This is a genomic window from Loktanella fryxellensis (genome assembly GCF_900110065.1).
Lineage (GTDB): Bacteria > Pseudomonadota > Alphaproteobacteria > Rhodobacterales > Rhodobacteraceae > Loktanella > Loktanella fryxellensis.
The window spans coordinates 1-25,032 of record NZ_FOCI01000015.1; the positions used below are offsets into that span (position 1 = coordinate 1).

The window sequence follows — 25,032 nt, forward strand, 5'->3', positions numbered from 1 at the left end:
CCGGCAAATTGTCCGACAACGCCCCGGCCATGGTATCCGCCGGCAGAACCAACTTCCCCAGGCGGGCTCGCCGCCGCCAATCCGACAGCTGATGTGCGACCAAGCCGTGACGCCGGGCAATATCCACGACCCGCACGCCAGGCTGAAAACTCTCAGCCACGATCCGGGCCTTCGCTTCATCCGGCCAACGCCGATATCCACGCGTCCGCTGCACAACCTCAATGCAGCCATCAAATCCGTCCCCGCCGTCAGACACTGCAATCTCCTTCTGAAACATCAAAAGGAAACTCGCTCCTCCACCAGCGCAGCGGAACCCTGGAAATCAATGGGACGGGGACGGCGCTTACCAAGGTCCACTTTGGGCGCTGCCTGATCGGTAGGCAGCGCGCCTCATTTATCTGCGAAAATGACGAACCTGTGACACCGGGTCACGCAGCCTCATCCATTTCGATGGGCCGCCGTGCTGCCGCGCGGCATCGTCTGGTTGCACCGCGCCGGGTCAACCGACGCGCACCGGGCGGGCGGCCACGTCAGGGATGACATCTCAGGGACGACATTTCAGGGACTGGCCCATCAGCGCGACGAAGGACAACAGCCGGCTGCATCCGCAAGGTGTTTGGGTTCGAGGGGGCGCATGTTCAGGCGTCACGGACCGCAGCAGGCCACAGGGGACAGACCGATGACCAAGACACTCAAGACAGCAGGCTGCGCCATCGCCGCCCTGCTGGCGACGACCACGCTTGCCACCGCGCAGGACTGCGCCGACCCGATCAAGGTGGGCGTGCTGCACTCGCTCTCCGGCTCCATGGCGATCTCCGAGACAACCTTGAAGGACGTCATGCTGATGCTGATCGAGCAGCAGAACGCCGCCGGCGGCCTGCTCGGCTGTCAGATCGAGGCGGTCGTCGTCGACCCCGCCTCCGACTGGCCGCTGTTCGCTGAAAAGGCGCGCGAACTGCTGACCGTGAACGAAGTCGACGTGATCTTCGGTAACTGGACCAGCGTCAGCCGCAAATCCGTGCTGCCAGTGCTGGAGGAACTGAACGGCCTGCTGTTCTATCCGGTCCAGTACGAGGGCGAGGAGTCGTCCAAGAACGTCTTCTACACCGGTGCCGCCCCGAACCAGCAGGCGATCCCCGCCGTCGACTACTTCCTCGAGGAACTGGGGGTCGAGAAGTTCGCCCTGCTGGGCACCGACTACGTCTATCCGCGCACGACGAACAACATCCTGCAGGCTTACCTGATGGACAAGGGCATCGCGGAAGAGGACATCTTCGTGAACTACACCCCGTTCGGCCAGTCCGACTGGGCGACCATCGTGGGTGACGTCGTGGCCCTGGGCGAGGACGGGATGCAGGTCGGCGTGATCAGCACGATCAACGGCGACGCCAACATCGGCTTCTACAAGGAACTCGCCGCCGCCAACGTCAGCGCCGACGATATCCCCGTGGTCGCGTTCTCGGTGGGCGAAGAGGAGCTCTCCGGTCTCGATACCTCGAACCTCGTCGGGCATCTGGCCGCATGGAACTACTTCATGTCCGCCGACACGCCCGAAAACGCCGACTTCATCGCCAAGTGGCAGGACTTCATCGGCAGCACCGACCGCGTGACCAACGACCCGATGGAGGCGCATTACATCGGCTTCAACATGTGGGTGCAGGCGGTCGAGGCGGCAGGCACGACCGATGTGGACGCCGTGTCCGACGCGATGATCGGCCAGACCTTCCCGAACCTGACCGGCGGCATGGCCACGATGCTGCCGAACCACCACCTGACCAAGCCCGTCCTGATCGGCGAAATCCGCGCCGATGGTCAGTTCGACATCATCAGCCAGACCGAACCGGTCGAAGGTGACGCATGGACCGATTTCCTGCCGGAAAGCGCCGTGCTGACCTCCGACTGGAAGGATCTGAAGTGCGGGATGTACAACACCGAAACGCAGACCTGCGTGCAGTTGACCTCGAACTACTGATGATACGGCCGGGTGCGGGATGGTCCCGCGCCCGGCCTCGCTCTGCCTGACCGAAAGTCCGCCATGCTGCGCCTACTGATCGCTCTTGCCGTCTTTGCCGGCCTGTCGCTGCCCGCGACCGCGCAGTCTCAAACCCTCCAATCCATCCTGCAACCCGTCGCGGACGAGATCGCCGACCCGTCCCGCGCCAGCGTGGGTGCGGCGCTGGATGCGCTCGTCGCCTCTGGCCTGCCGCAGGTCACGCCGTTCCTCGAGGCGTGGTCCGACAAAGGCGTCTGGCAGCGCGATGCGGACGGTGCGTTCTTCTATGGGCAAGCCGCAGGAGGAGAGTTGACGCTGACCGACATCGACACCGGCGCCGAGACCGTCGTGCCCGCCACGGGCCATACGGAGCTGCGCCCCAACGGCGGTGTCCGCCGCGTCATCGGCACGACGCTGGTGCAGTTTCAGCTCAGCGACCCGGACCTGACGCGCCGCCTCTCGGCCATCGATTCGCTGGCCCGCAGGCCTGACGCGGATCAGTTGGCACCGCTCCTCGCCTCCATCGACGAGGAACCCGATCCTGCGCTGAAGGCGCGCAAGATCCAGCTTGCGAACATCCTGACCGTCACCTTCGCCGACGACCCCGCCGACCGCATCGCCGCCATCGACAGCCTCTCCACCGATACCTCGATCGAGGCGCGGGCGGTGCTGAACCAGATCCTGACGACCGGGATCACGGCGACCCCCGGCGCGCCAGTCGGCAATGTCGCCCGCATCCTGACCGTGGGCGACGACCTGACGCCTGCCGCAGCCTACGACCTACTCGTGACAGGTGACCTTGCCCCGCCCGCCACCGCGCCCAATGCCATCCGGGATGCGCTTGCCGCCAACATCGTCGATGGCCGCGCCGGTGGCATCCCCACGGCGCAACTCGGCGATCCTGCGCTGCGCGAGGCTGCCTATGCCACCCTCGCCGCAGCCGGCACCGTGCCGCCGCTCGTGACCGCACAGGATCAGGCGGATGCCATCGCCGCCCACACATTCGCTGCGATCTACGCCGAAGGTGACGCCGCCATCACCGACGCCGCCCGCGCCGCCCTGACCAGCGCAGAGACGCGCGTCGCCGCCGCCCAGTTCGCGGACCTCACGCTGGACGCGCTGTCGCTGGCGTCGATCTACTTCCTCGCGGCCATCGGGCTTGCCATCACCTTCGGTGTCATGGGCGTCATCAACATGTCGCATGGCGAATTCATCATGATGGGCGCCTACACCGGCTTCGTCGTGCAACAATTCGTGCCCGACTACACGGTGTCGATCATCGTGGCCCTGCCGCTCGCCTTCGCCATCACATTCGCCGCTGGCGTCGCGATGGAGCGTCTCGTGATCCGCCACCTCTACCACCGCCCGCTGGAGACGTTGCTCGCGACCTTCGGCATCTCGATCGCGCTGCAGCAACTCGCCAAGAACATCTTCGGCACGCAGGCGCGTCCGCTGACCTCGCCGGGTTGGCTCGACGGGGCGCTGATCTTCTCGGACGTGATCCAGATCAGCTACATCCGCGTCGCGATCTTCGTGCTGGCGCTCCTGTTCCTCGGGCTGATCGTCTTCGTGCTCAAACGGACGCGATTGGGGCTGGAGGTGCGGGCCGTCACCCAGAACCGCGGCATGGCAGCCTCCATGGGCATCGACCCGGACCGCATCAACATGCTGACCTTCGGCCTCGGCTCCGGCATCGCGGGAATCGCGGGCGTCGCCATCGGCCTTTACGCGCAGGTCACGTCGGAAATGGGGGCCGCCTACATCGTGCAGTCCTTCATGACCGTCGTGGTGGGTGGCGTCGGCAACGTCTGGGGCACGCTGGCCGGGGCCACGCTCATCGGTTTCCTGCAAAAGGGGATCGAGTTCCTGAACCCCTCCAACACCCTCGCCGCCCAGACCTACATGGTGCTGTTCATCATCCTCTTCATCCAGTTCCGGCCAAAGGGCATCGTCGCCCAAAAGGGCCGCGCGGCCGCCGATTGATGCAAACTCCAGCCCCAACCACCGCGTCCCCCGTTCTTCTGGTCGAAAATATCCCGGGGGTATGGGGGCTGGCCCCCATGACCACATCGCCCCACGCGCCCCGTCCCAATGAGAGCACGCACCCATGACCCAGGGCTTCCTCGTCACCAACCGCTCCGTCCGCTGGTTCCTGATGTGCCTCGCGATCTTCACCGCCGTCGTAGCCTTCGGGTCGGAGGCGTCTGGCGCGGGCCTGTTCTCCACCTCTCTGGTCAAGACCTTGGGCAAGACGCTGTGCCTGTGCCTCGTCGCCATCGCGATGGACGTGGTCTGGGGCTATTGCGGCATCCTGTCCCTTGGCCACTTTGCCTTCTTCGGGATCGGCGGCTATGCCGTCGGCATGTGGCTGATGTATGCCCGCACCGAAGGCATCGTGCTGTCCAGCCTGTCGGGCCAGACCATCCCGCCGACCCCGTCAGAGGTGTCGGACGCCATCGGCAGCCAGATTTTCGGCGTGGTGGGCAGCGCGCAGTTTCCGCTGATCTGGTCCTTCGCCCACAGCCTTCCGCTGCAACTGCTGATGGTGGTGCTGGTGCCCGGCCTGCTGGCGCTGGTGTTCGGCTGGCTCGCCTTCCGCAGCCGCGTCACGGGCGTCTATCTGTCGATCCTGACGCAGGCCATGACACTGGCCCTGTCGCTCTACCTCTTCCAGAACGACTCCGGTCTGCGCGGCAACAACGGCCTGTCCGGCCTGCAGAACATCCCGGGGTATGAGCAGACCTCGCAAGCGACGATCAGCCTGATGTTCTTCCTCGCCTCGGCCCTTGCCCTCGCACTCGGCTACGTCCTGTTCGCCTGGGTCGTGGCGGGCAAGATGGGCAGCGTCATCAAGGGCATCCGCGACAACGAGGCGCGGGTCCGCTTCCTCGGCTACCGGGTCGAGGGGTTCAAACTCTTCGTGTTCACCCTGACGGCCGTTGTCGCGGGCATCGCCGGCGCGCTCTACTACCCGCAGGCGGGCATCATCAACCCGGCGGAAATCGCCCCAATCGCGTCGATCTACCTTGCGGTCTGGGTCGCCATCGGCGGGCGCGGGCGGCTCTACGGCGCGGTGATCGGTGCGGCCTTCGTCTCGCTCGTCTCCAGCTGGTTCACCGGGGGCGGGGCGCCGAACCTCAACCTCGGCTTCTACACCGTGCAATGGACCGACTGGTGGCTGGTGCTGCTCGGCGTGTCCTTCGTCGCCGTCACGCTGTTCTTTCCCAAGGGCATCGGCGGCGTGTTCGATTACCTCGTCAGGAAACCGTCATGACCAGCCTTCTCGAAGTGTCCGGCGTCTCCAAGACCTTCGACGGGTTCCGGGCGATCAACGACCTGTCGATCCAGATCTCGGAGCCGGAGTTGCGCGCCATCATCGGCCCCAACGGCGCGGGCAAGACGACCTTCATGGACATCGTCACCGGCAAGACGAAGCCCGACACGGGCCGCGTGCTGTGGGGTGCGCGCAACGAATCCCTGCTGGGCCTGTCGGAGGCCGCGATCGCCAACAAGGGCATCGGCCGCAAGTTTCAGAAACCCACCGTGTTCGAGGATCAGACCGTCTGGGCCAACCTGAACATGGCGCTGCGGAACAAGCGTGGCCCCTTTGCCGTGCTCTTCCACCGCAAGACCGGCGAAGACGAGGCACGAATCTCCCAGATTGCGTCAGAGATCGGGCTGACCGACCAACTTTCCCGCATGTCGGGCGAGCTAAGCCACGGGCAAAAGCAGTGGCTGGAAATCGGGATGCTGCTGGCGCAGGACCCGCGGCTGTTGCTGGTGGACGAACCTGCAGCCGGCATGACGGCGGAGGAGCGGGAGAAGACCACCGACATCCTGCGCCACGCCGCCCTGACGCGCGCTGTCGTCGTGGTGGAACATGACATGGAATTCGTGCGCCGCCTCAACTGCAAGGTGACGGTCCTGCACGAGGGGCATGTGCTGGCCGAAGGCACCCTCGACCATGTCACCGCCGATTCCACGGTGATCGACGTGTATCTGGGGCGCGCCGATGCTTGATGTGACCGACCTGACCCTGAAATACGGGCAAAGCCAGATCCTGAACGGCGTGTCCCTGACCGCCCCCGTGGGGCAGGTGACGACCGTGATGGGTACAAACGGCGTGGGCAAGACCAGCCTGCTGCGCGCTCTGTCGGGACGGCACGCCTACGCGGGCGGTGCCGTCGCACTGGATGGCAAGGCGCTGGACCACCCCACCGCCGCACAGGCGGCACGGGCGGGCATCGCCTATGTGCCGCAGGGGCGCGAAGTGTTCCCCATGATGACCGTGGCCGAGAACCTGGAAACCGGGTTTGCCTGCCTGCCGCGATCAGAACGCCATGTGCCCGCATGGATCGACGACCTGTTCCCGGTGCTGAAGGAAATGCGCCACCGGCGGGGCGGCGATCTGTCCGGCGGGCAGCAGCAACAGCTCGCCATCGCGCGGGCGCTGATCACGAAACCTTGCGTCCTGCTGCTGGACGAACCGACCGAAGGCATCCAGCCCAACGTGATCCAGATGATCGGCCGCGCCATCGCGCAGCTGCGCGACCGTGGTGACATGGCGATCATCCTCGTGGAACAGAACGTCGATTTCGCATGGCGCGCCGCCGACAGTTTCGTGATGATGAAACGCGGCGCGGTGTGGAAACGCATGGCAAAGGCCGACTGCACCCGCGACGACGTGGTGGCTGCGCTGGCGCTGTAGCTTGCACTCACCTTTCGTCGCGGCGATACCGGGCCCATGCGGATGGGGACGGGGGTCAGTGCGATGGAGGAGACGGGCGCAGCCATCGTCCTGTCCGGCGTGTCGCTGACCCGTGGCGGACGGCCCGTGTTGCAGGACATCGACCTGAGCACCGACGCGCGGCGCATCGGCATCGTCGGACGCAACGGGTCTGGCAAGACCACGCTGGCGCGCCTGATCTGCGGCCTGATCGCCCCCGACACCGGCACCGTGCGCATCGGCGGTGTCGATGTGGCCCGTGACCGGCGCGCCGCCCTGCGCACCGTGGGCATCCTGTTCCAGAACCCCGACCATCAGATCATCTTTCCCACGGTGGAGGAGGAGCTGGCCTTCGGCCTGACCCAGATGGGCCGGACCAAGGAACAGGCGCAGGCCGCCGTCACCGCGATCCTTGCGCGTTTCGGGCGGGCGCATTGGCACGACGCCGCGATCCACACGCTGTCGCACGGGCAAAAGCAGCTCGTGTGCCTGATGGCCGTGCTTGCGATGGAACCCCGCGTCGTGGTGCTGGACGAGCCGTTCTCGGGCCTTGATTTGCCGACGCGGATGCAACTGACGGCGGCCTTCGCCCGGATCGACGCAGGCATCGTGCACATCACCCACGACCCCGATGTCGTGCGCGACTACGATCATGTGATCTGGATGGACGGCGGGCGCGTGGCGATGCAGGGGGACGCGGCCCCCGTGCTGGACGCCTATGTGGCGCGGATGACGGCGCTGGGGGCGGGCGATGATCTCTCTCACCTCGCCGGTTAGGACGGGGGCGCACGGCTGGCCCGCAGGGGTCAAGCTGGCGGCGCTCTGCGTGGCGACCGTGGTGCTGTTCGCCCGCGCCGACCTTGCGTTTCAACTGACGGCCGCTGCCACGACCCTTGCCGTGACGCTGGTGGGCGGCTGGACCTTTGCCCGCGCGGCCCTGTCGGCCCTGTGGCGGTTGTGGCCCTTCGTCGTGCTGGTGGTGCTATGGCACGGGCTGACGGGCGCGGCGCTGGACGGTGCGGTGATTGCCCTGCGCCTGCTGACGGCGTTCCTGCTGGCCAATCTGGTGACGATGACGACGACCCTGTCGCAAATGATCGCCGTGGTGATGCGCGTGGCCGCACCACTGACGCGCCTTGGTGTGAACACCCGCGCTTTGGCGCTTGGCATGGCGCTCGTGGTGCGCTTTACCCCGGTGTTGACGGACAAGGGCACGGCGCTGACCGATGCGTGGCGGGCGCGGTCGCACCGCAGGCCGGGGTGGCGGATCGTGATCCCCTTTGCCGTGCTGGCGATCGACGACGCCGAACACATGGCCGAGGCGCTGCGCGCCCGTGGCGGTACAACCCCTTGAAAGGGAACGACGATGGAACGACACCTGACACTGATCGCCCTGTTTGCGGCCCTGATCGCGGCACTTGGCCTGATCCCGCAACTGACCCTCGCCTTCGGCGTGCCCGTCACGGCGCAAAGCCTTGGCGTCATGCTGTGCGGCACGGTGCTGGGCGCGAAACGCGGCGCGCTGGCGGCCCTGCTGTTCGTGGGGCTCGTGGCGCTCGGCCTGCCGCTGCTGGCGGGCGGTCGTGGCGGTCTGGGCGTGTTCGCGTCGCCCACCGCCGGCTTCGTCGTGGGCTTTCCGTTCGCGGCCTTCATCACCGGCCTGATTGTCGAGAATTGGCGCAACGGTCCGCTGGCGCTGGTCGCTGGTGTCGCGTCGGTGATCGGCGGCATCGCGGTCCTCTATGCCTTCGGCATCTCCGGCCTCGCCTGGGCGCTGGACCGTCCGCTGACCGAGGCGGCTCTGCTCGTCACCGCCTTCCTGCCGGGCGACGTGATCAAGGCGGTGCTGGCGGGTCTGGTCACAGCGGCGCTTGCCCGCGCGCGCCCCGACAGCGTGCTGTCGCGCGCATGACGCAGACGCCGCTGGAGGCGCTGCTGGCGCAGCGCCATTCGGTCCGCGCCTACCGGCCCGATCCGGTGCCTGCGGCGGATGTGGCAGCGATCCTGACCGCCGCCCGTCGCGCCCCCAGCGGTGGCAACCTGCAGCCGGGGCATTTCCTGGCCCTGACCGGCGCGCCGTTCGCGGCACTCAAGGCGAGCTTGGCGGAAGGCATCGCCGTGAACCGCCCGCCGGTGGCTGAATACGACTATTTCCCCGATCCCATGCCGCCGCAGTTCAAGGCGCGGCAGCGGGCGGCGGGGGCTGCCCTCTATGCCGCACTCGGCATCGCGCACCGAGACGTGCCGGGACGGCGGGCGCAGTTCGCGCGCAACTACGACTTCTTCGACGCGCCCGTGGGACTGGTCGTCACGATCGAGAGGGACATGGGCAAGGGCTGCTGGATGGACCTTGGCATGGCGCTGATGGCCCTGTGGCTGGCGGCAGAGGCGCGGGGGCTGGCCAGCACCGGGATCGGCGCGCTGGCGCATTACGGCGATCTCGTGCACGCCGCACTCGACCTGCCCGCCGACCGGATGGTGGTGTGCGGCATCGCACTGGGGCACGCGGATGCGGACGCCCCGGTGAACGCGACCCGCACCGACCGCGCGGCATTCGAAGAGTTCGCGGAGTTGCGCGGCTTCGATGCCTAGCCTTGCAACAGCAAGGCCGTGCCGATGCCGCCCGCCGCCGCGATGGCGGCCAGCCCCGTGCCGCCCGTCTGCCACAGGTCCTGCACCAGCCGCACCGCGTTGATCGCCCCCGACGCGCCGATGGGATGCCCTCGCGCCAAGGCACCGCCGTGGCGGTTGACCCGCGCGGGGTCGAGGTCCGCCCCCGCAATGCAGGCCAGCGCCTGCACCGCATAGGCCTCCATGATCTCGATGGCGGTCAGATCCTGCGGGCGCAGACCCGCCGCCCGCAATGTTGCGGCGATGGCGGCGACGGGGGCAAGACCCGGCAGGTCCGGCGACGCCCCCAGCGTGCGGCCACCGACGATGCGCACAGCGTTGCAGGGCAGGGTGGCCGCCAGCGCATCCGACACCACCACCACGAAGGCCGCGCCGTCTGCGGCCACCGCCGCGTTGGCTGCCGTCATGCTGCCTGCGACGATGGGCGCGCGGGCGCAGGTGCGCAGGGTCAGGGGGCGGGTGAAGGCATCCTGCACCACACCTGCCAGCGGCACGATCTCGCGCGTCAGCCTGTCGCGGGCACTTAAGGCCAGCGCATGGCTGCGGACCGCCCACGCATCCTGCGCCGCCCGGTCAATGCCATGATCCTGCGCCAGCCGGTCCGCCGCCTGCGCCATGTCGGGATCGCGGTCGGGCCACGGGGTGAACGCCGCTTGATCATAGCGCTCCGCTGGGCGACCATCGGCAAAGGTCCGCAACCGCAGCGGCCTGCGCGATGCGCTTTCCGCCCCGCCGGCGATCACGACCTTGGCCATGCCGCTGCGGATCAGCGCATCCGCCAGCAGGATCGCGTCCAGCCCGCTGACGCATTGCCGGTCGATGCTCAGGCCCGCGACACGCTCCGGCAGACCGGCGGCCAGCGCGCACAGCCGCGCGGGATTGCCGCCCGCCCCCAGCGCATTGCCGACGATCACCTCGTCCACCGCGTCGCCCGACAGCCCCGCATCCGCCAGACAGCCCCTGATCACGGGGGCGGCAAGAGTGTGGAAATCGAAGCTGGCAAAGGCCCCGCCCGCAGGCACCACGGCGGTCCGGCGTGCGGCGACGATGACGCTCATGCCATCGCCTGCGCCAATGCGGCGATGGCGGCATAGTCGGGCTTGCCGGTTGCCAGCAGGGGCAGGACCGCGACCCGGTGGATGCGGTGCGGTACGCCCTGCGGTCCCAGCCGGTCGCGGCAGGCGCTGCGTAGCCCGCCCACACCCGCGCAGATCAGAGCGACCAATCGCGCACCGCGCTGCGGATCGGGCAGGGCCACGACGGCGGCGGGCTGGCCAGTCAGGTCGGCCAACACCGCTTCGACCGCGTCCAGACTGACGCTGTGATCGGCGATCGTGACCGTGCGGCCAGCCCGGCCCGTCAGGAACAGATGCCCCGCGGCGTCCTGCCAGCCGACCTCGCCCACGGTCAGCCAACCATCGCGCCAGCGCGTGTGGGGGCTGTCACCCTGTGCATACCCATCGCTCAGATAGGGGCTACGCACCCAGATCGTGCCGTCCGGATCGAGGTGCAGGTTCACCCCCGGATAGGATCGTCCGACCGATCCCGTCGGCGTGTCCGCGTCGGTCCAGGTGATGAAACTCGTCTCTGCTGCGCCATAGAACTGCGTCAGCCGGGCTGCGGGAAAGGTCCGGGCGGCGGCCTGCACCGTCGTGTCGTCCAGTCGTCCGCCGCCCACCATGATGTGGCGCACCGACGTCAGCGGACCCGCCGCATGGGCGCAGATCGCCCCCAGTTGCACCGGCGTCAGATAAAGCACGGTCGCGCCCTGCAACGCCATCGCCTGCCGGTCGGGCCGCTGGCCCTGCACCGACAGGATTGCAGCGCCCAGATGCGCCGCCTCCAGCACCGCATAGAGCGTGAGTGACGACGCCAGCGTGCCCGCCACGGCGACGGTGCTGTCCGGCCCCAGATCCAGATGCCGGGCATTGATCACAAAGCTGGCCTGCCACGACGCCGGGCTGCGGCGGATCACCTTGGGCGTGCCGCTCGAGCCGGAGGTCGCGCACAGCAGCACGGTCGGATCCTGTTCCCCATCGATCAATCCCGCGGGACCGATCTGCACGCCGTGCCCGGCCAGCACACGGTCGCGCAGGCGCGCAATGTCGGGATCGTCGCCGATCAGCCGCGTGGTCGGATGCCAATGAAATCGCGTCGTCATCCGTGCCTGTCCGCCAGCCATTCACTGCCGTCAAAGCGTATCACGCCACCGGGTGCAACGGCGTCGTTCAGTCGTGAGCCTGCCACCCCGTTGTGCTGCGCGTATAGCGCGTTCGCGACAACGCGACAAAGGACCGCGTGCCGTCCGGGGCCGCCATGCGGCAGGCGAAAAAATCGGCACCGTCCAGATCGAGGATCGCGAACTCGTTCGGCTGACCACGCAGCCGCGTGGACAGGCCCGTCCCGCAATGCACCTGAAGGGTCATCATGCGGTTCTTCTGCGCCAGAAACGGCTCGAACGTCCAGGTATGCAGGTGGCCGGACAGGATGACATGCGGTCCGCAATCGGCCCACGTCTCCAGCGCGCGTGCCGCGCCCAGCATCACCTTTTTTTCAACCTCGGGCGCGTGATGGAACGGGTGGTGCGCCATGACGATCACGGTCTTGTCCTGACCGCGGGTGCGGATCACGTCGGCGACGCGGTCGATCTGCGCCTGCCCGATCCGGCCGCGCTGCCGGCTGAAGCGGTGGACCGTATCCAGCCCCACGATCACCGCCTGATCCGTCTCGACAAAGGGTTCGGTGTCGCGCGTGATGTAGCGGCGGAACGCCGTGCGCGGCGACAGGAACCGGGCCGTCAGGTTGAACAGGGGGATGTCGTGGTTGCCGGGCACCGCGATCCAGTCGTGCCGCAGGTGCGACAGGAACGTGCGGGCGTCCCGGAACTGGCTCGCACGGGCGCGCTGCACGAAATCCCCGGCGATCAGGATCAGGTCGGGGTCCGCCTCGGCGATGGCGGCCAGCAGTGGGGGGACCAGATCCGGCTGCGCGCGTCCGAAATGCAGGTCGGTCAGGAGCACCAGTCGCATCAGGACGTCCCCTGATCGCCGCCTTGCGGAACGCAAACGCGGATCGCATCGCGCCGCATGGTAAAGGCATAGGGCCCGGTCATGCGCTCGTTCTCGCCGTCGCGGGCGAGCAGTTGCCGCTTGCGCCGGGTCTCGATCGTGATCTCGTCGCCCACATGCATGAGGTAGTCGTGACCCCGGCTGATCCGGCCCATCAGGATCTTGACCGCGCGCAGCAACAGCCTCACCCGGTTGGCATCGGGGGCGAGGATCAGCACCAGCTTGCCGTCGCGGATCGCGTCGGCCCCTTCGAACTCGTACTGCTCCAGCTGATAGGCGCTGGTCGCCACGAACGCCATGGGAGAGCGCAGGCGTGTCACCCTGCCATCGACGGTGACGGTCATGCGTTCGGGCCGGTAGAGGGTCAACATCGCCTTGATGACCGACCAGTAGGCGGCAAGACGGCTGCGGCCCCACTGCCTGTAGACACCTTCGCGCACGTCGAGGATCGTCGCATAGGCGCCGAGGCTCGCGTTGTTGAGGAAGATCTTGCCGTTCACGTCGCCGAGATTCACCGGTGCCGTATGACCGGCCAGCACGACATCCAATGCGCTGTCCGCATCCTCGGGGATGCCCAGCCCGCGGGCGACGAAGTTGAAGGTGCCCATGGGTAGCACGCCCAGCGTGACGTCGTGATCGACCAGCACCGATGTCACACCGGCGATGGTGCCGTCGCCACCGGCCGCCACGATGGTGGCAAAGCCGTCCGACACCGCCGTCTCAACCATGCGGGTCAATTGGCGGGGATGATCGACGAGACGAAGCGCGATGCGGTCGTCGCCGCGCATCCGCGCGATCAGCGCCTGCGTTTCGGGATCGTCCTTCTTCTTGCCCGAGGCGGGGTTCATGATGACGCAGATGGCAGGCTTCGTCATGGGGGTCCCCAGCTGGTTCGTGACTTGGAACAGGTCTTCCGGTCGCCGCCGGTTCCCCGGACAGCCACATGCGGCGACGATTATGCGTCTGTGATGCAGCCATACCGCAGCAGCGGGGCCAGGATGCCGCCTTGCAGCCACAGGTCGCAGGAATGTGAAGCGGCCACTCTAGGCCCTGCGCGGTGTGGCGCGGTATGGTCCGGCTCGCACCTGCATGCAGGTCCCGCTCCCTATTCGACAGGACACGACCATGACGCACAAGATGACCCGCCGCGCCGCGCTGGGTGTCGCACTCGGCACGTTGGCCGCACCGGCACTGGTGCAGGCGCAGACCATGGCCGGTGGCGTGACCCGCAACGTGGCGGCCTTTCGCACCTATGATTGGGGTGACCATTACGACGCCCTGTCCGGTCAGGCGATGCTGGTCGCTGACACGCAGGCGCGGTCGCTGCATTACTGGAACGCACAGGGCGGCGATTACCGCGTCTATCCGACCTCCGTGCCGCGCACGGACGACCTGACCAAGCGCGGCTTCACCGAGATCGTGCGCAAGAAGGTCGGCCCCGACTGGACCCCGACCCAGTCGCAGGTCGAACGGTTCGGCTGGGAATACATCCCCCCCGGCCCCGACAGCCCGATGGGCACGCACGCCATGTATCTCACGTGGCCGACCTATGCGATCCACGGCACCCACGACACGCGCAAGATCGGTCGCCCGTCGTCTGACGGATGCATCGGCCTGTACAACGAAAAGATCGCCGAGCTGTTCGAGCTTTGCCCGATCGGGACCAAGGTCCGCATCCTCTGATCCGACGCCACGCGCGCGCGGAATGGGCCGCCGGGATCACCTCCCGGCGGCCCTTTGCGTGTCATGCCTCGCCAAAGAAGAAACGCACCATCGCAGCACTCGCATCCGGCCCCCTGCCATCGGTGTGGCTGCCCGCCGGGTTGCCGCCGGACCACGCATGCCCCAGCCCGTCGATGCGCCAGTGTTCCAGCACGATCCGCCCATCCGGTTTTGCGGCGGTGTCGCAGGTCCATGCGCGGCCATTCGTCGTGCCTGTCGCCGTCGTCTCGATCGTCGCCGGTCCCGCTGCGGCCCTGACGTGGCGCGCGATGCGGTCGCCGTTGACCGGCGCGACCGTGGTATCGGTACTGCCGTGGATGACGATGCTGCGCGGCGTGGTCGTCCCGGACGGCAGCGCCACGTCGGCGCCGTTGCCCGCCATCGCGGCAAAGGCGGACGGCACGTCGCGTGCGGCGCTGTAGGGAAGGCCCGAATGAACGCCCACCGCGCCGAACACGTCGGCGTGGGTCTGCCCGAGGATCACCGCCATCGCGCCGCCCGCCGACAGGCCGGCAACGGCGGTGCGGTCGGGACTCATGCCATGTTCAGCTGCGACCTTGCGCGTCAGGTCCGCGATGATCGCTGGCTCACCTCTGTCCCGCAGCTGGTCGCCACGGCTGAACCAGTTCCAGCAAGACTGCGCATTGTCGCCCCGCGACTGCTGCGGATAGAGTACGACGAACCCGTCCCGGTCGGCGAGCGCATTCATCTGCGTGCCCGCGGCGAAATCCGCCGCCGTCTGGGTGCAGCCGTGCAGCATGACGATCAGGCCCGTAGCGCCGTCCTGTGCGCTTGCGGGCACATGCAGCAGGTAATCCCGCTGGCCTGCGGCGCAGCGATGGGTGCCGGCGGTCATGCCGTGGTCTGACGTCGCGGGCCGCGTCGCACCCGGTCGGTGCGGCTGCTGCATGAGGCTGGCCATGGCGACCAGACCGGACAGGTCAGGCATCCGGCCAGTTGCCGCGCTGCCGTTCTGCCCGTTCATAGGACCGCCCGACAACCCGTGCTGCGCCAGCGTGCGGCTGACCAGATCCTGTGCGGCGGACAGGCGTGCATCGCCGGTCGCCGGGTGCAGGGCACCCGCGTTGAACTTGAACATCGTCGGTTCCTTTTCCTGGGCCCGGTGCGGGCCCGTAGATTACGTGATGCGGTCCGCAAGGGCCGCCTTGACGGCGGCACTGGCCTGCAGCGCCCCCAAAACGGTCAGCGACCCGATGGTGGCGCGCGCCAGTTCCGGCGATACGTCGGACGCGATGCGCGCCAGACCCACCACCTTCACGTGCAGCACCTCGCCCGCCCGCTGCATCGCTTCCAGATCCGCGCGGGAATAGTCGCGTAGCCCCAGTTCCATCGTGTGCCGCGCGATGGATTGCGACACGGCCTCGGTATGGGTGCCCAACTGGTTGCGGATCGCCATCCGGATGAAATCCGTGCGGTTGGCATAGAAGCCTTCCTGCACCAGCAGGTCGATGCGCCCCAGATCCACATACCCGAGGTTGATCGTGATCTTCTCGCTGTCTGGCGTCTTGTCGCGCAGGGTCCGCACGTTGTTCATCTGGCTTTCTCCATCCATGTGGATGGTATGGGGATGATTTACAGGTTGTGCAAGCGATCCGGGCCGCCGCCGCGACATTTCCGCCCGGACCTTGCGGTTCCGCAATTTGTCCGCTTGTATTGCGCGACCCTAATCAGAGGCACAGACATGGATATCATGGCACGCGCGACGGCGCTGGTCGGCGGCACGATGGTGATGCTGCGCCGGATGCAGGCCCCCGGTCAGCAGGCCGTGGGCCTTGCGCCGCAGATCCCCGATGCCCGCGCGCAGACCCTGATGACCCTGAAGATGCCGACGGCACAGGGCTGGGCCAAGGATCAGCGCCCCACCGCGGCACCGGGGTTGACCGTGAACGCCTTCGCCAGCGAGTTGAAGCATCCGCGCTGGATCGAGGTGCTGCCCAAAGGCGACGTGCTGGTGGCCGAAGCCCAGCCAGAGGCGAGCCCACCCAAGAACCTGCTCGACCGTGCCACGCAGGCCACGATGAAGCGGGCGGGTGCGATGGGCGTCAGCGCCAACCGCATCACCCTGTGGCGTGATGCGGACGGCGACGGCGTGGCCGAGGAACGCCACGTCTTCGTCGAGGGGCAGCGCCAGCCTTTTGGCATGGCGCTGGTGGACGGCACCTTCTACGTCGGCAATACCGACGGTATCGTGGCGTTCGACTATACCGACGGGGCCACGCGGCTGGAGGGGCCGGGGCGCAAGCTGGTGGATTTCAAGCCGGGTGGCCACTGGACCCGCAGCCTCATCGTCTCGCCCGACCGGACCAAGATCTATGCCGGCGTCGGATCGCTGTCCAACATCGCCGACGACGGGATGGAGGCGGAAGAGGGCCGCGCCTGCATCTGGGAACTGGACATCGCCACCGGCCAGTCGCGCGTCTTTGCCAGCGGGTTGCGCAACGCGGTCGGCACGGCGTTCGAGCCGTCGACGGGCGCGCTGTGGACGGTCGTGAACGAACGCGACGGTCTGGGGGACGAAACGCCACCCGACTACCTCACGTCCGTGCAGGATGGCGGGTTCTACGGTTGGCCCTTCTGCTACTGGGACCGCATCGTCGATGACCGTGTGCCGCAGGATGCCGCACTGGTCGCGCGGGCGATTACGCCGGACTATGCGCTGGGCGGTCACACCGCCTCGCTCGGCTTGTGCTGGGTGCCGGAGGGGACGCTGCCCGGTTTCGGCGCGGGCATGGCGATCGGCCAGCATGGGTCGTGGAACCGCTCGACCCTGTCGGGCTATCGCCTGATCCACGTGCCGTTCACGGACGGCAAGCCGTCAGGTCCGCCGCGCGACATCCTGTCGGGCTTCCTCGCGCCCGACGAAAAGGTGTCCTATGGCCGCCCGGTAGGCGTCGCCGTGGGGCCCGACGGCAAATCGCTGCTGATGGCCGACGACGTCGGCGACATCGTCTGGCGCGTCACCGGGGCCTGACAAACGGGGCCAGACGGCCCCTCAGGCGTGATCCCCGACCGGGATCACGTCCACTGCCTGACGGCTGCGCTGGCCACCCGCGCCGCGCAGGATGCCCCGGATCGGCGGCACGTCGTCGTAGTCGCGCCCATGTGCCACGGTGATGTGGGACGCGTCGCAGGTGCGGTCGTTGGTGGGGTCGAAATCGACCCATCCCGCCTGCGGCCCGCACCACGCCCGCACCCACGCATGCATGGCGTCAGCCCCTTCCAGCCGGCGTTTGCCGGGCGGCGGCTGTGTTCGCAGATAACCGCTGACATAGGCGGCGGGCACGCCGATGCCGCGCAGGCAGGCGATCATGATGTGCGAAAAATCCTGACACACGCCGTGCCGTTTGGCGAACGCCTCGGGCGCGGGGGTGTCCACGGTGGTCGCCGTCGCGTCGAACCGCATCGTGCCGTGCAGGGCATGACCGATGACCAGTGTCGCATCCAGCGCCGTCATCCCGGGGCGCAGCAGGCTGCGGGCAAAGGCGGTCATGGCGGCGTCGCGGGGCACGCGGGCGGTGGCTGCGGTAAAGTGCAACGGGCTGTCGGGCCCCATGTCGCGCCACCCGGCCAATACGCCGCGCAGACTGTCCAGCGGCACGGCATCATGCGAGGCCACGGGCATCGCTGCGCGGACGACGCGGGCCTGCACCTGCACCGCAATGCCCTGATGGGGCGTATCGACGGCGAATTCGACCACCGGATTGCCGAAGAAATCGGTACGGTCGTGGCGCAGGGTCGTCGCCGGATCGACGCTGAGCAGGCCCGCGATCAGCCGCTGCCCCGGCCCCAGATCGCGCGGCATCACGCAGACCACGTGCCGTCCGGTCGCCGCACTGGCGGCATAGTCGGTCGCGATGGTCAGCCGGATATCATAGATCATGGTGTCCGCAATTCAGTGCAGGAACGCGGCGTTCAGCGTCACGGATAGGTCCAGCACATCGCGCGCCGCCGCGTGCAGGGCCGCCGTATCCAGCGTCGTCACCGTATGCACCGCGAATGCGGTCTGCAGGGTCCGCACGCCACGCTCGAAATCGGTCATCTGCCCGATGGGCGCGTCGGCGGTCAGGTCCGTCACGCGGGCGAGCAGCATATCCAGCTGGAACCGTACCGCCCGCGGGTTCAGCGGATCAAGCGCCAGCAGGTCGATCACCGTATCCCGGCTGGTCACGTTGGCATAGCGCTGGCGGTGGATGATGACGCTGTCGGCAATCTCGATCGCCAGATCCAGCGCGCCGTCGGCTGCGTCCGGTGCCGTCAGGCGCGCCAGCAGGACCAGCGTTGCGGCGGCGCGTTCCAGCGCGTGGCCGATGGTCAGGAACTGCCAGCCTGCGGTGCGGTACATGTTGTCGTGGGTCAGCCCCGACAGGCCCGCGGCCTTGCGCAGCAGCACGCCGGTCGCCAGCACGGCGTCCGCCCCCGGTTGCGTCGTGGTCTGCATCAGGGCCATCGTGTGGTCCATGTCCGTCAGCGCGGCCCAGCCGTCGACACTGAAACGGTCGCGGATCTGCGACGCCGCCTGCACCGCACCTTGCATGGTGCGGCGCAGACCTTGCGGAATGGCCCGGCCCGTCCGCACGTCGTGCCACGCGAGGCTGGCAGCGATGGCATCCAGCAAGGGGGCGGAGGTCCCTTCGGACCGCCGCCCGTGCCAGGCCCGCAGCAGGCGCAACTGCCCTTCGGTGCGTTCGGCATAGCGGCCCAGCCAGAACAGGTTGTCGGCGGCGCGGCTCGGTAGTGCCTCTGGCGACGCGCGCTGGAACGGCTCGCCGCTGGCGTGGGGCAACAGGCTGGGCATCGGCACGGGGCCATCTGCCACGATCCAGACGTCGGCGACCGCACCGCCGCGCCGCATTGACACGGCCGAGGTGTCGGCCCCGGTTCCGATCCGCGCAAAGCCGCCGGGCATCGCATGCCAGCCCTGCGGCCCACGCGCAAGGAACACCCGCAGCGTCATCGGACGCGGCACCAGCGCGCCATCGGACCAGACAGGCGTGGTCGACAGCGTCACCAGTTCTTTCGCCATCAGGTCGGGGGCGTGATCGGCCAGCCAGGGATCGACGCTGTCGTAGCGGTCGGACCCGATGAGCGTGCTGCCAATGGCGTGCGTGTCGGTCGTGTCATAGGGCATCCGCGTGCCCAGTGCCGGGCCGATCATCATGCGCGCCGCATGGCGCCGCACATGCGCCAGTTCGGCCGCCCCACCGCACCACCAGGTCGCCACGTTGGGCAGGATCAGGTCGGTGCCCGTCAGCGCCTGACTGATCCGCGGCAGGAACGCCATCAGGGCCTGCGTTTCCAGCACGCCGACGCCCAGCGCATTGACCATCGTGACATGCCCCGCCCGGATCGTTGCGATCAGCCCCGGTGTGCCCAGACGGCTGTCGCCCCGCAACTCCAACGGGTCGGACCAGTTGCCATCCATGCGCCGCCACAGCACCTCGACCGGGATCGGGCCCTTGATCGTGCGGACGTGCAGGCGGCCGTCGGTGACGGTCAGATCCCCCCCTTCCAGCAGCGACAGTCCGAGGTAGCGGGCAATGTAGGCCTGTTCGTAATAGGTGTCGGTCAGCGCGCCGGGGGTCAGGATCGCTGCGCGGCTGGCGGGGTCGTCCTTCATCGCGCCAAGTGCGGCGCGGAACTGCTGAAAGAAGCCCGCAAGGCGGTGGACATTGGCCTGTGCAAAGAGGTCTGGGAACACCTGCGTCGTGGCGATGCGGGTTTCCAGCGCGAAACCGGCACCCGATGGCGCATCGGTCAGGTCTTGCAGCACCCACCAGCGCCCGTCTGGGCCGCGCCCCAGATCGAAGGCACAGAAATGCAGGTAATGCCCGCCACGTGGCGTTACGCCGACCATCGGGCGCAGCCATTCGGGGTTCGACGCCACCAGTTGCGCGGGCAGGTGCCCGTCCGCCACAAGCTGGTTCGCGCCATAGAGATCGGACGCAACCTGGTCCAGCAGGTCCGCCCGCTGGATTAGACCCGCACAGATCGTGTCCCAGTCCGCCTGCGCGATCACGACCGGCATGGGGCTATAGGGCCAGTCGCGCGTGGCTGCGGTGCGGTCGCCATACTTGCGGAAATAGACGCCCGCATCCGTCAGGTGCTGGTCGCCACGGGCAAAAGCCTGTGCGGTCTGAGACGGCGACAACCCCGACAGATGCGCGATCAGCGGCGCCCAGCCGGGGCGCATGCGCCCCTGCGCATCGCACAATTCGTCGGCGACACCCGGCAGGGTGCAATAGCCGTCGAACAGCGACGCCCCCGGCGCCGGAACTGCCATCACAGGCCCGGCTTGCGCCGCAGATCGAGCGTCATGGGGCACGACGGATGCGGTGTTTCCGCGACGGGTGTATAATCGCCAGCCGTATGCCCGTGCGGTTCGAACCGTGACAAACGCCGCGCCTCGGCTTCATTCCCGTTGACGGGGAAGGTGTCATAGTTGCGGCCCCCCGGGTGCGCCACGTGGTAGGTGCAGCCGCCGACGGCACGCCCCGTCCACGTGTCATAGATGTCAAACGTCAACGGCGCGTTGACGGGCAGCTTGGGGTGAAGCGCAAGCGGGGGCTGCCATGCCTTGAACCGCACGGCGGCGACGGCCTCTCCGTTCCGGCCCGTCTGCTGCATCGGCATCGTCCGCCGGTTGCAGGTCACGGTATAGCGGCCCGGATCGGTGGCCGTCAGCTTGACCTGCAGGCGTTCCACGGAACTGTCGGTATAGCGCACGGTGCCGCCGATGGCCCCTGTCTCGCCCATGACGTGCCAGGGTTCCAGCGCCTGACGCAGTTCCAGCTTCACGCCGGCCACTTCGACCTCGCCGCAGAAGGGGAAACGGAATTCGGCCTGTGCCTTGAACCAGTCGGGGTCCAGATCGAAGCCGTGCTGCTTCAGATCCGCCAGCACCTCCAGGAAATCCTGCCAGACCATTTCGGGCAGCATGAAGCGGTCGAGCAGGGTCGTGCCCCAGCGCGTCAGGTTGCCCTTGATCGGGGCCTTCCACATCCGCGCGATCAGCGCCCGGATCAGCAATTGCTGCGCCAGGCTCATGCGCGGGTTCGGCGGCATCTCGAAGCCGCGGAATTCCACCAGTCCCAGACGCCCAGTGGGCCCGTCGGGGGAATAGAGCTTGTCGATGCAGATCTCGGCCCGGTGGGTGTTGCCCGTCACGTCCACCAGCAGGTTGCGCAGCAGCCGGTCGGTCAGCCACGGGCTGGGCACCGGACCTTCGTCCGGGGTTGTGATCTGGTCGAGGGCGATTTCCAGCTCGTAGAGGCTGTCCATCCGCGCCTCGTCGATGCGGGGGGCCTGCGATGTGGGGCCGATGAACATGCCGCTGAACAGGTAGGACAGCGACGGGTGCCGCTGCCAGTGCAGGATGATCGACCGCATCAGGTCGGGGCGGCGCAGGAACGGACTGTCGGCCGGCGTGACGCCGCCCACCACGACGTGGTTGCCGCCGCCCGTGCCGGTGTGCCGCCCGTCGATCATGAACTTGTCGGCCCCAAGACGCAGTTGCCGCGCCTCCTCATAGACCGCTTCGGTCGTCGCCACGCAGTCGTCCCAGCTATGGGCGGGGTGGATGTTCACCTCGATCACGCCGGGATCGGGGGCCACGCGGATCACGTTCAGGCGCGGATCGGCGGGGGGACCGTAGCCTTCGATATGCACGGGGACGCCCAGCTTCTTCGCCGCTGCCTCTGCCGCCGCGACGAGTTCGAGGTAATCCTCCACCTCCTCGACCGGGGGCATGAAGATGCACAGCCGCCCGTCGCGGGGCTCCACGCTGACGGCGGTGCGCACGCGGCCCTTCAGGTCGCTGATGACCTGTTCGGTGCGGTCCTGCACGGGCTCGGATGCGGTGAAGGATGCACGCATCTGGCGCGTCGCCTCGTCGGCCTCCTCGGCCTTGTCCACGGTATAGGTCGGCAGGGGCGGGCGGTCCTGCATCGGATCGCTGACGCCCACATGGGGATACTGGCTTTCGGGTATATGTTCGAGCGAGCCGAGCGGCAGTCGGTAGCCCACCGGACTGTCGCCGGGAACCAGGAACAGATGCCCGCGCCGCATGTCCCACACCTCTGACAGCCACGCGGATTTCGCCGCCGCCTGCCATTTCTGCACCGGCAGGACGTAACCCGACGGCTCCGTCAGGCCGCGCGCAAAGACGCGGGCCATGCGCTGCCGCGCCTCCGCATCCGCAAGCTCGTTATTCTCGGGCGTCACATTGATCGGCAGGTTGCCTTCCTTCAGCAACCAGTCGGCGGGATCCTCGAACGCGGGCAACACGTTGGCGGGCGGCACGCCCAGCGTTTCGGCCATGCTGTGCAGCACCGCTTCGGCCTGTTCCTTGGTGGCCCCCGTCGCATCCTCTGCCGCGATCAGGTCGGGGTCCGACCAGATCGGGCTGCCGTCTCGCCGCCAATACAGGCTGAAGGTCCAGCGCGGCAGCGTTTCGCCCGGATACCATTTGCCCTGACCGTAATGCAGGAACCCGCCCGGCGCGAACCGGTCCTGCAGGCGGCGGATCAGCTTGTCCGCATAGATGCGTTTCGTGGGGCCGACCGCACCGGTGTTCCACTCCTCCGCCTCGAAGTCGTCGATGCTGACGAATGTGGGCTCGCCGCCCATCGTCAGGCGCACGTCGCCGTCGGTCAGCGCCTGATCGACCGTGTGGCCCAGCGCGTTCAGGCGGTCCCACGCGGCGTCGGAAAAGGGTTTCGTGATGCGCGGGTGTTCGGCCACGCGCGTCACGGTCATGTCGAAATCGAACGTGACCTCCGCATAGCTTGCCATGCCGGAAATTGGGGCGGCATTGCTGTAATGCGGCGTCGCGGCCAGCGGGATATGGCTTTCGCCGGTCAACAGCCCCGATGTCGGGTCCAGACCGACCCAGCCCGCGCCGGGCAGATAGACCTCGACCCACGCGTGCAGGTCGGTGAAGTCCGTCTCGGTCCCCTGCGGGCCGCTGACGGCCTTCAAATCAGGTTTCAGCTGGATGAGGTAGCCGGACACGAACCGCGCCGCCAGTCCCAGATGCCGCATCAGGTTGACCAGCAGCCACGCGGTATCGCGGCAGGATCCCTTGGCCAGTTGCAGCGTCTCTTCCGGCGTCTGCACGCCCGGCTCCATCCGCACGATATAGCCGATGTCGCGGGCCAGCTGCGCGTTCAGCCCGACGACGAAGTCGATGGTGCGCTGCGGCGCGCGGTCGATCCGGCCCAGATAAGCGGCGAACAGCGGGCCTTCGTCATCGGTGCGGCGGTAGATCGACAGATCGTCCGCGATGGCGTCGGGATACTCAAAAGGAAACTCCTCCGCCGCCTTTTCCACGAAGAAGTCGAAGGGGTTGTAGACGCTCATGTCCGCGACCAGATCGACCTCGATCTTCAGCTCGGTCACCGGATCGGGAAAGACGTAGCGGGCCTGCCAGTTGCCGTAAGGGTCCTGCTGGTAGTTCACGAAATGATTGGCGGGCGACACCTTGAGGCTGTGCGACAGCACCGGTGTGCGGCTGTGGGGGGCGGGCCGCAGGCGGATGATCTGGGGACCCAGCGTCACCGGCCGATCATAGGTGTAGTGGGTCAGGTGACGGATCGCGGCAAGGATCGACATGGGCAACCTTTCGACAAGTTAAGGTAATGTCCCACGAAGTGACCCGCACCTCCACCCGCAATGTGTCAGATTGCAGGCAGATCGCGGGACCTGCCCGGAAAACGGGCAGGTCTGAAAGGGTCAGATTGCACGGGACAATCCGCATAGGGAGTCTTCAGGTGCTGCTGTGGATCAGGTCGTTGATGAACTGCAGCTTGGCCATGACCGGCTTGTTCAGCACGAACGGATACAGGTCGGGTTGCCCCATGCTGCGGTTCATGTTGTTCAGCGCGACCGTGACCGGCACCCACGCCTCGACGACAGGCTCCACATCGGTGGCGGCATAGGCATCCTGCGTCACCTCCACCCCGTCCAGCGACATTTTGTAGGCGGTGGCCGTCTCGACCCCGTCGGCGATGTGCATCCAGTGCGCCCATGTTTCGGCGAAATCCTCCCACGGGTGGGACGTCGCATAGGCGCTGATGTGGGTCTGCGGCCAGCCTGCGGGCGCACCGTTGTCGTAATGGCGCTGCAGGGCCGCGCCGTAATCTTCGCGCTCGTCGCCGAATATCTCGCGGTAGCGGTCGATGTGCGACGTGCCATCCACCAGCATCGCCCAGTAGTAGTGGCCGACCTCGTGGCGCATGTGGCCGATCAGCGTGCGATAGGGTTCGTCCATGGCGGTGCGGCGGGCGACGCGCACCTCGTCGTCGCTTTCGGCGATGTTGATGGTGATCAGCCCGTCCTCGTGACCTGTCATCACGGGGGTGACACCGTTCGGCCCTTCCGCGTCGGCAAGGAAGTCGAAGGCAAGCCCGAGGGTGGGGTTCTGCTGGCGCGTGGGGCGCGGCAGATTCCACTGGATCAGGGCGTAGATCAGCTTGCGCTTGGCCAGTTCGACCTCGCGCCAACGCAGGATGTTGCCGTCCATGGTGGCATCGGGGACGATGCGATTGTGCGCGCAGGCGAGGCAAAAGCTGCCGGGCTGGGCCGCGATGGCCAGCCAGTTGCACCCGGCACCGATGCTGTTGGCGCACAGGATGGTGTCGCCACCCACCGCGCGCATCTGCAGGGCATTCGCGTCGAACGCCAGCATGGTGCCGCAATTGACACAGGACTGGTTGCGGAAATGGACCTCGTTCGCACAGGTCGGACAGGTGAAGCGTTTCATGGAAGGGGGCAACCATTCAGATCAGGGGCTGCACAGATAATGCACAAAGTGTCGCAGGCAATGCGCCACGGCGTCCCCCTGCGCCCGACTGGCGAGCCACTGACCTGCCGCA

The 25,032-nt window shown here is 67.5% G+C and carries 22 protein-coding genes; 11 read left to right on the plus strand and 11 right to left on the minus strand.

Annotated elements, in window-relative coordinates:
* On the minus strand, positions 1 to 277 hold a 277-nt coding region (locus tag BMX16_RS11830), incomplete at its 3' end, for a transposase (protein ID WP_143058021.1).
* A 402-nt stretch (positions 278 to 679) separates the two neighbouring features.
* Between BMX16_RS11830 and urtA the strand changes: the two genes are divergently transcribed.
* The 9 genes from urtA (at position 680) to BMX16_RS11875 (ending at position 9,311) form a co-directional block, all read left to right on the plus strand.
* On the plus strand, positions 680 to 1,972 hold the full coding sequence (urtA, locus tag BMX16_RS11835) for an urea ABC transporter substrate-binding protein (RefSeq protein ID WP_089903673.1): 1,293 nt from the start codon (positions 680 to 682) through the stop codon (positions 1,970 to 1,972).
* Positions 1,973 to 2,035: 63 nt separating this feature from the next.
* Positions 2,036 to 3,976, plus strand: a complete 1,941-nt coding sequence (urtB, locus tag BMX16_RS11840; protein ID WP_089903677.1) for an urea ABC transporter permease subunit UrtB — start codon at positions 2,036 to 2,038, stop codon at positions 3,974 to 3,976.
* A 124-nt stretch (positions 3,977 to 4,100) separates the two neighbouring features.
* The gene (urtC, locus tag BMX16_RS11845; RefSeq protein ID WP_089903679.1) at positions 4,101 to 5,267 is read left to right on the plus strand and encodes an urea ABC transporter permease subunit UrtC; all 1,167 of its coding nucleotides are present in this window, start codon (positions 4,101 to 4,103) and stop codon (positions 5,265 to 5,267) included.
* Positions 5,264 to 6,013, plus strand: a complete 750-nt coding sequence (gene urtD, locus BMX16_RS11850; protein ID WP_089903683.1) for an urea ABC transporter ATP-binding protein UrtD — start codon at positions 5,264 to 5,266, stop codon at positions 6,011 to 6,013. Before urtC ends, urtD begins: the two co-directional genes overlap by 4 nt.
* Positions 6,006 to 6,701 carry an urea ABC transporter ATP-binding subunit UrtE gene (urtE, locus tag BMX16_RS11855; protein ID WP_089903685.1) on the plus strand — a complete coding sequence of 232 codons (696 nt, stop codon included), beginning with the start codon at positions 6,006 to 6,008 and terminating at the stop codon, positions 6,699 to 6,701. Before urtD ends, urtE begins: the two co-directional genes overlap by 8 nt.
* A 63-nt stretch (positions 6,702 to 6,764) precedes the next feature.
* Positions 6,765 to 7,496, plus strand: a complete 732-nt coding sequence (locus BMX16_RS11860) for an energy-coupling factor ABC transporter ATP-binding protein (protein ID WP_089903879.1) — start codon at positions 6,765 to 6,767, stop codon at positions 7,494 to 7,496.
* Positions 7,471 to 8,073: a CbiQ family ECF transporter T component gene (locus tag BMX16_RS11865; RefSeq protein ID WP_089903688.1), complete on the plus strand. Its 603-nt coding sequence runs from the start codon at positions 7,471 to 7,473 to the stop codon at positions 8,071 to 8,073. Before BMX16_RS11860 ends, BMX16_RS11865 begins: the two co-directional genes overlap by 26 nt.
* A 12-nt stretch (positions 8,074 to 8,085) precedes the next feature.
* Entirely contained in the window at positions 8,086 to 8,631 is a 546-nt protein-coding gene (locus BMX16_RS11870) for a biotin transporter BioY (protein WP_089903691.1), read from the plus strand.
* A complete protein-coding gene (locus BMX16_RS11875; RefSeq protein WP_089903694.1) occupies positions 8,628 to 9,311 on the plus strand; it encodes a nitroreductase in 684 nt (227 codons plus the stop codon). Before BMX16_RS11870 ends, BMX16_RS11875 begins: the two co-directional genes overlap by 4 nt.
* Here the strand turns inward: BMX16_RS11875 and BMX16_RS11880 are convergent.
* From BMX16_RS11880 to BMX16_RS11895, 4 genes are all read right to left on the minus strand, one after another.
* Positions 9,308 to 10,408, minus strand: a complete 1,101-nt coding sequence (locus tag BMX16_RS11880; protein WP_089903696.1) for a thiolase family protein — start codon at positions 10,406 to 10,408, stop codon at positions 9,308 to 9,310. The two genes, BMX16_RS11875 and BMX16_RS11880, sit on opposite strands and share 4 nt — an antisense overlap.
* Positions 10,405 to 11,511, minus strand: coding sequence for an AMP-binding protein (locus tag BMX16_RS11885; protein ID WP_177174649.1), 1,107 nt, complete (start codon positions 11,509 to 11,511; stop codon positions 10,405 to 10,407). Before BMX16_RS11885 ends, BMX16_RS11880 begins: the two co-directional genes overlap by 4 nt.
* A 67-nt stretch (positions 11,512 to 11,578) precedes the next feature.
* Positions 11,579 to 12,379, minus strand: a complete 801-nt coding sequence (locus tag BMX16_RS11890; protein WP_089903703.1) for a metallophosphoesterase family protein — start codon at positions 12,377 to 12,379, stop codon at positions 11,579 to 11,581.
* A complete protein-coding gene (locus tag BMX16_RS11895; RefSeq protein ID WP_089903707.1) occupies positions 12,379 to 13,293 on the minus strand; it encodes a diacylglycerol/lipid kinase family protein in 915 nt (304 codons plus the stop codon). Before BMX16_RS11895 ends, BMX16_RS11890 begins: the two co-directional genes overlap by 1 nt.
* Positions 13,294 to 13,543: 250 nt before the next feature.
* Here BMX16_RS11895 and BMX16_RS11900 point away from each other — a divergent pair, with 250 nt between their 5' ends.
* On the plus strand, positions 13,544 to 14,101 hold the full coding sequence (locus BMX16_RS11900; RefSeq protein WP_089903711.1) for a L,D-transpeptidase: 558 nt from the start codon (positions 13,544 to 13,546) through the stop codon (positions 14,099 to 14,101).
* Positions 14,102 to 14,162: 61 nt separating this feature from the next.
* On the opposite strand, the gene BMX16_RS11905 is transcribed toward BMX16_RS11900, so the two are convergent.
* Positions 14,163 to 15,239 (minus strand): extracellular catalytic domain type 1 short-chain-length polyhydroxyalkanoate depolymerase, encoded by a 1,077-nt coding sequence (locus BMX16_RS11905; protein WP_089903714.1) that lies wholly within the window; start codon positions 15,237 to 15,239, stop codon positions 14,163 to 14,165.
* Between the two features lie 39 nt (positions 15,240 to 15,278).
* Positions 15,279 to 15,695 (minus strand): CopG family transcriptional regulator, encoded by a 417-nt coding sequence (locus tag BMX16_RS11910; protein ID WP_089903717.1) that lies wholly within the window; start codon positions 15,693 to 15,695, stop codon positions 15,279 to 15,281.
* A 147-nt stretch (positions 15,696 to 15,842) separates the two neighbouring features.
* Here BMX16_RS11910 and BMX16_RS11915 point away from each other — a divergent pair, with 147 nt between their 5' ends.
* Positions 15,843 to 17,132, plus strand: a complete 1,290-nt coding sequence (locus BMX16_RS11915) for a PQQ-dependent sugar dehydrogenase (protein WP_089903720.1) — start codon at positions 15,843 to 15,845, stop codon at positions 17,130 to 17,132.
* 21 nt (positions 17,133 to 17,153) lie between these two features.
* On the opposite strand, the gene BMX16_RS11920 is transcribed toward BMX16_RS11915, so the two are convergent.
* The 4 genes from BMX16_RS11920 to BMX16_RS11935 all read right to left on the minus strand — a co-directional run bounded on the left by BMX16_RS11920 (position 17,154) and on the right by BMX16_RS11935 (position 24,920).
* Positions 17,154 to 18,041 carry a transglutaminase family protein gene (locus tag BMX16_RS11920; protein WP_089903723.1) on the minus strand — a complete coding sequence of 296 codons (888 nt, stop codon included), beginning with the start codon at positions 18,039 to 18,041 and terminating at the stop codon, positions 17,154 to 17,156.
* Positions 18,042 to 18,053: 12 nt separating this feature from the next.
* Positions 18,054 to 20,441 (minus strand): circularly permuted type 2 ATP-grasp protein, encoded by a 2,388-nt coding sequence (locus BMX16_RS11925; RefSeq protein ID WP_089903725.1) that lies wholly within the window; start codon positions 20,439 to 20,441, stop codon positions 18,054 to 18,056.
* Positions 20,441 to 23,770, minus strand: coding sequence for a transglutaminase family protein (locus BMX16_RS11930; protein ID WP_089903728.1), 3,330 nt, complete (start codon positions 23,768 to 23,770; stop codon positions 20,441 to 20,443). The genes BMX16_RS11925 and BMX16_RS11930 overlap by 1 nt, the downstream gene beginning before the upstream one ends.
* Positions 23,771 to 23,924: 154 nt before the next feature.
* Positions 23,925 to 24,920 carry a zinc-binding metallopeptidase family protein gene (locus BMX16_RS11935; protein WP_089903733.1) on the minus strand — a complete coding sequence of 332 codons (996 nt, stop codon included), beginning with the start codon at positions 24,918 to 24,920 and terminating at the stop codon, positions 23,925 to 23,927.
* Between the last annotated feature and the right edge of the window lie 112 nt (positions 24,921 to 25,032).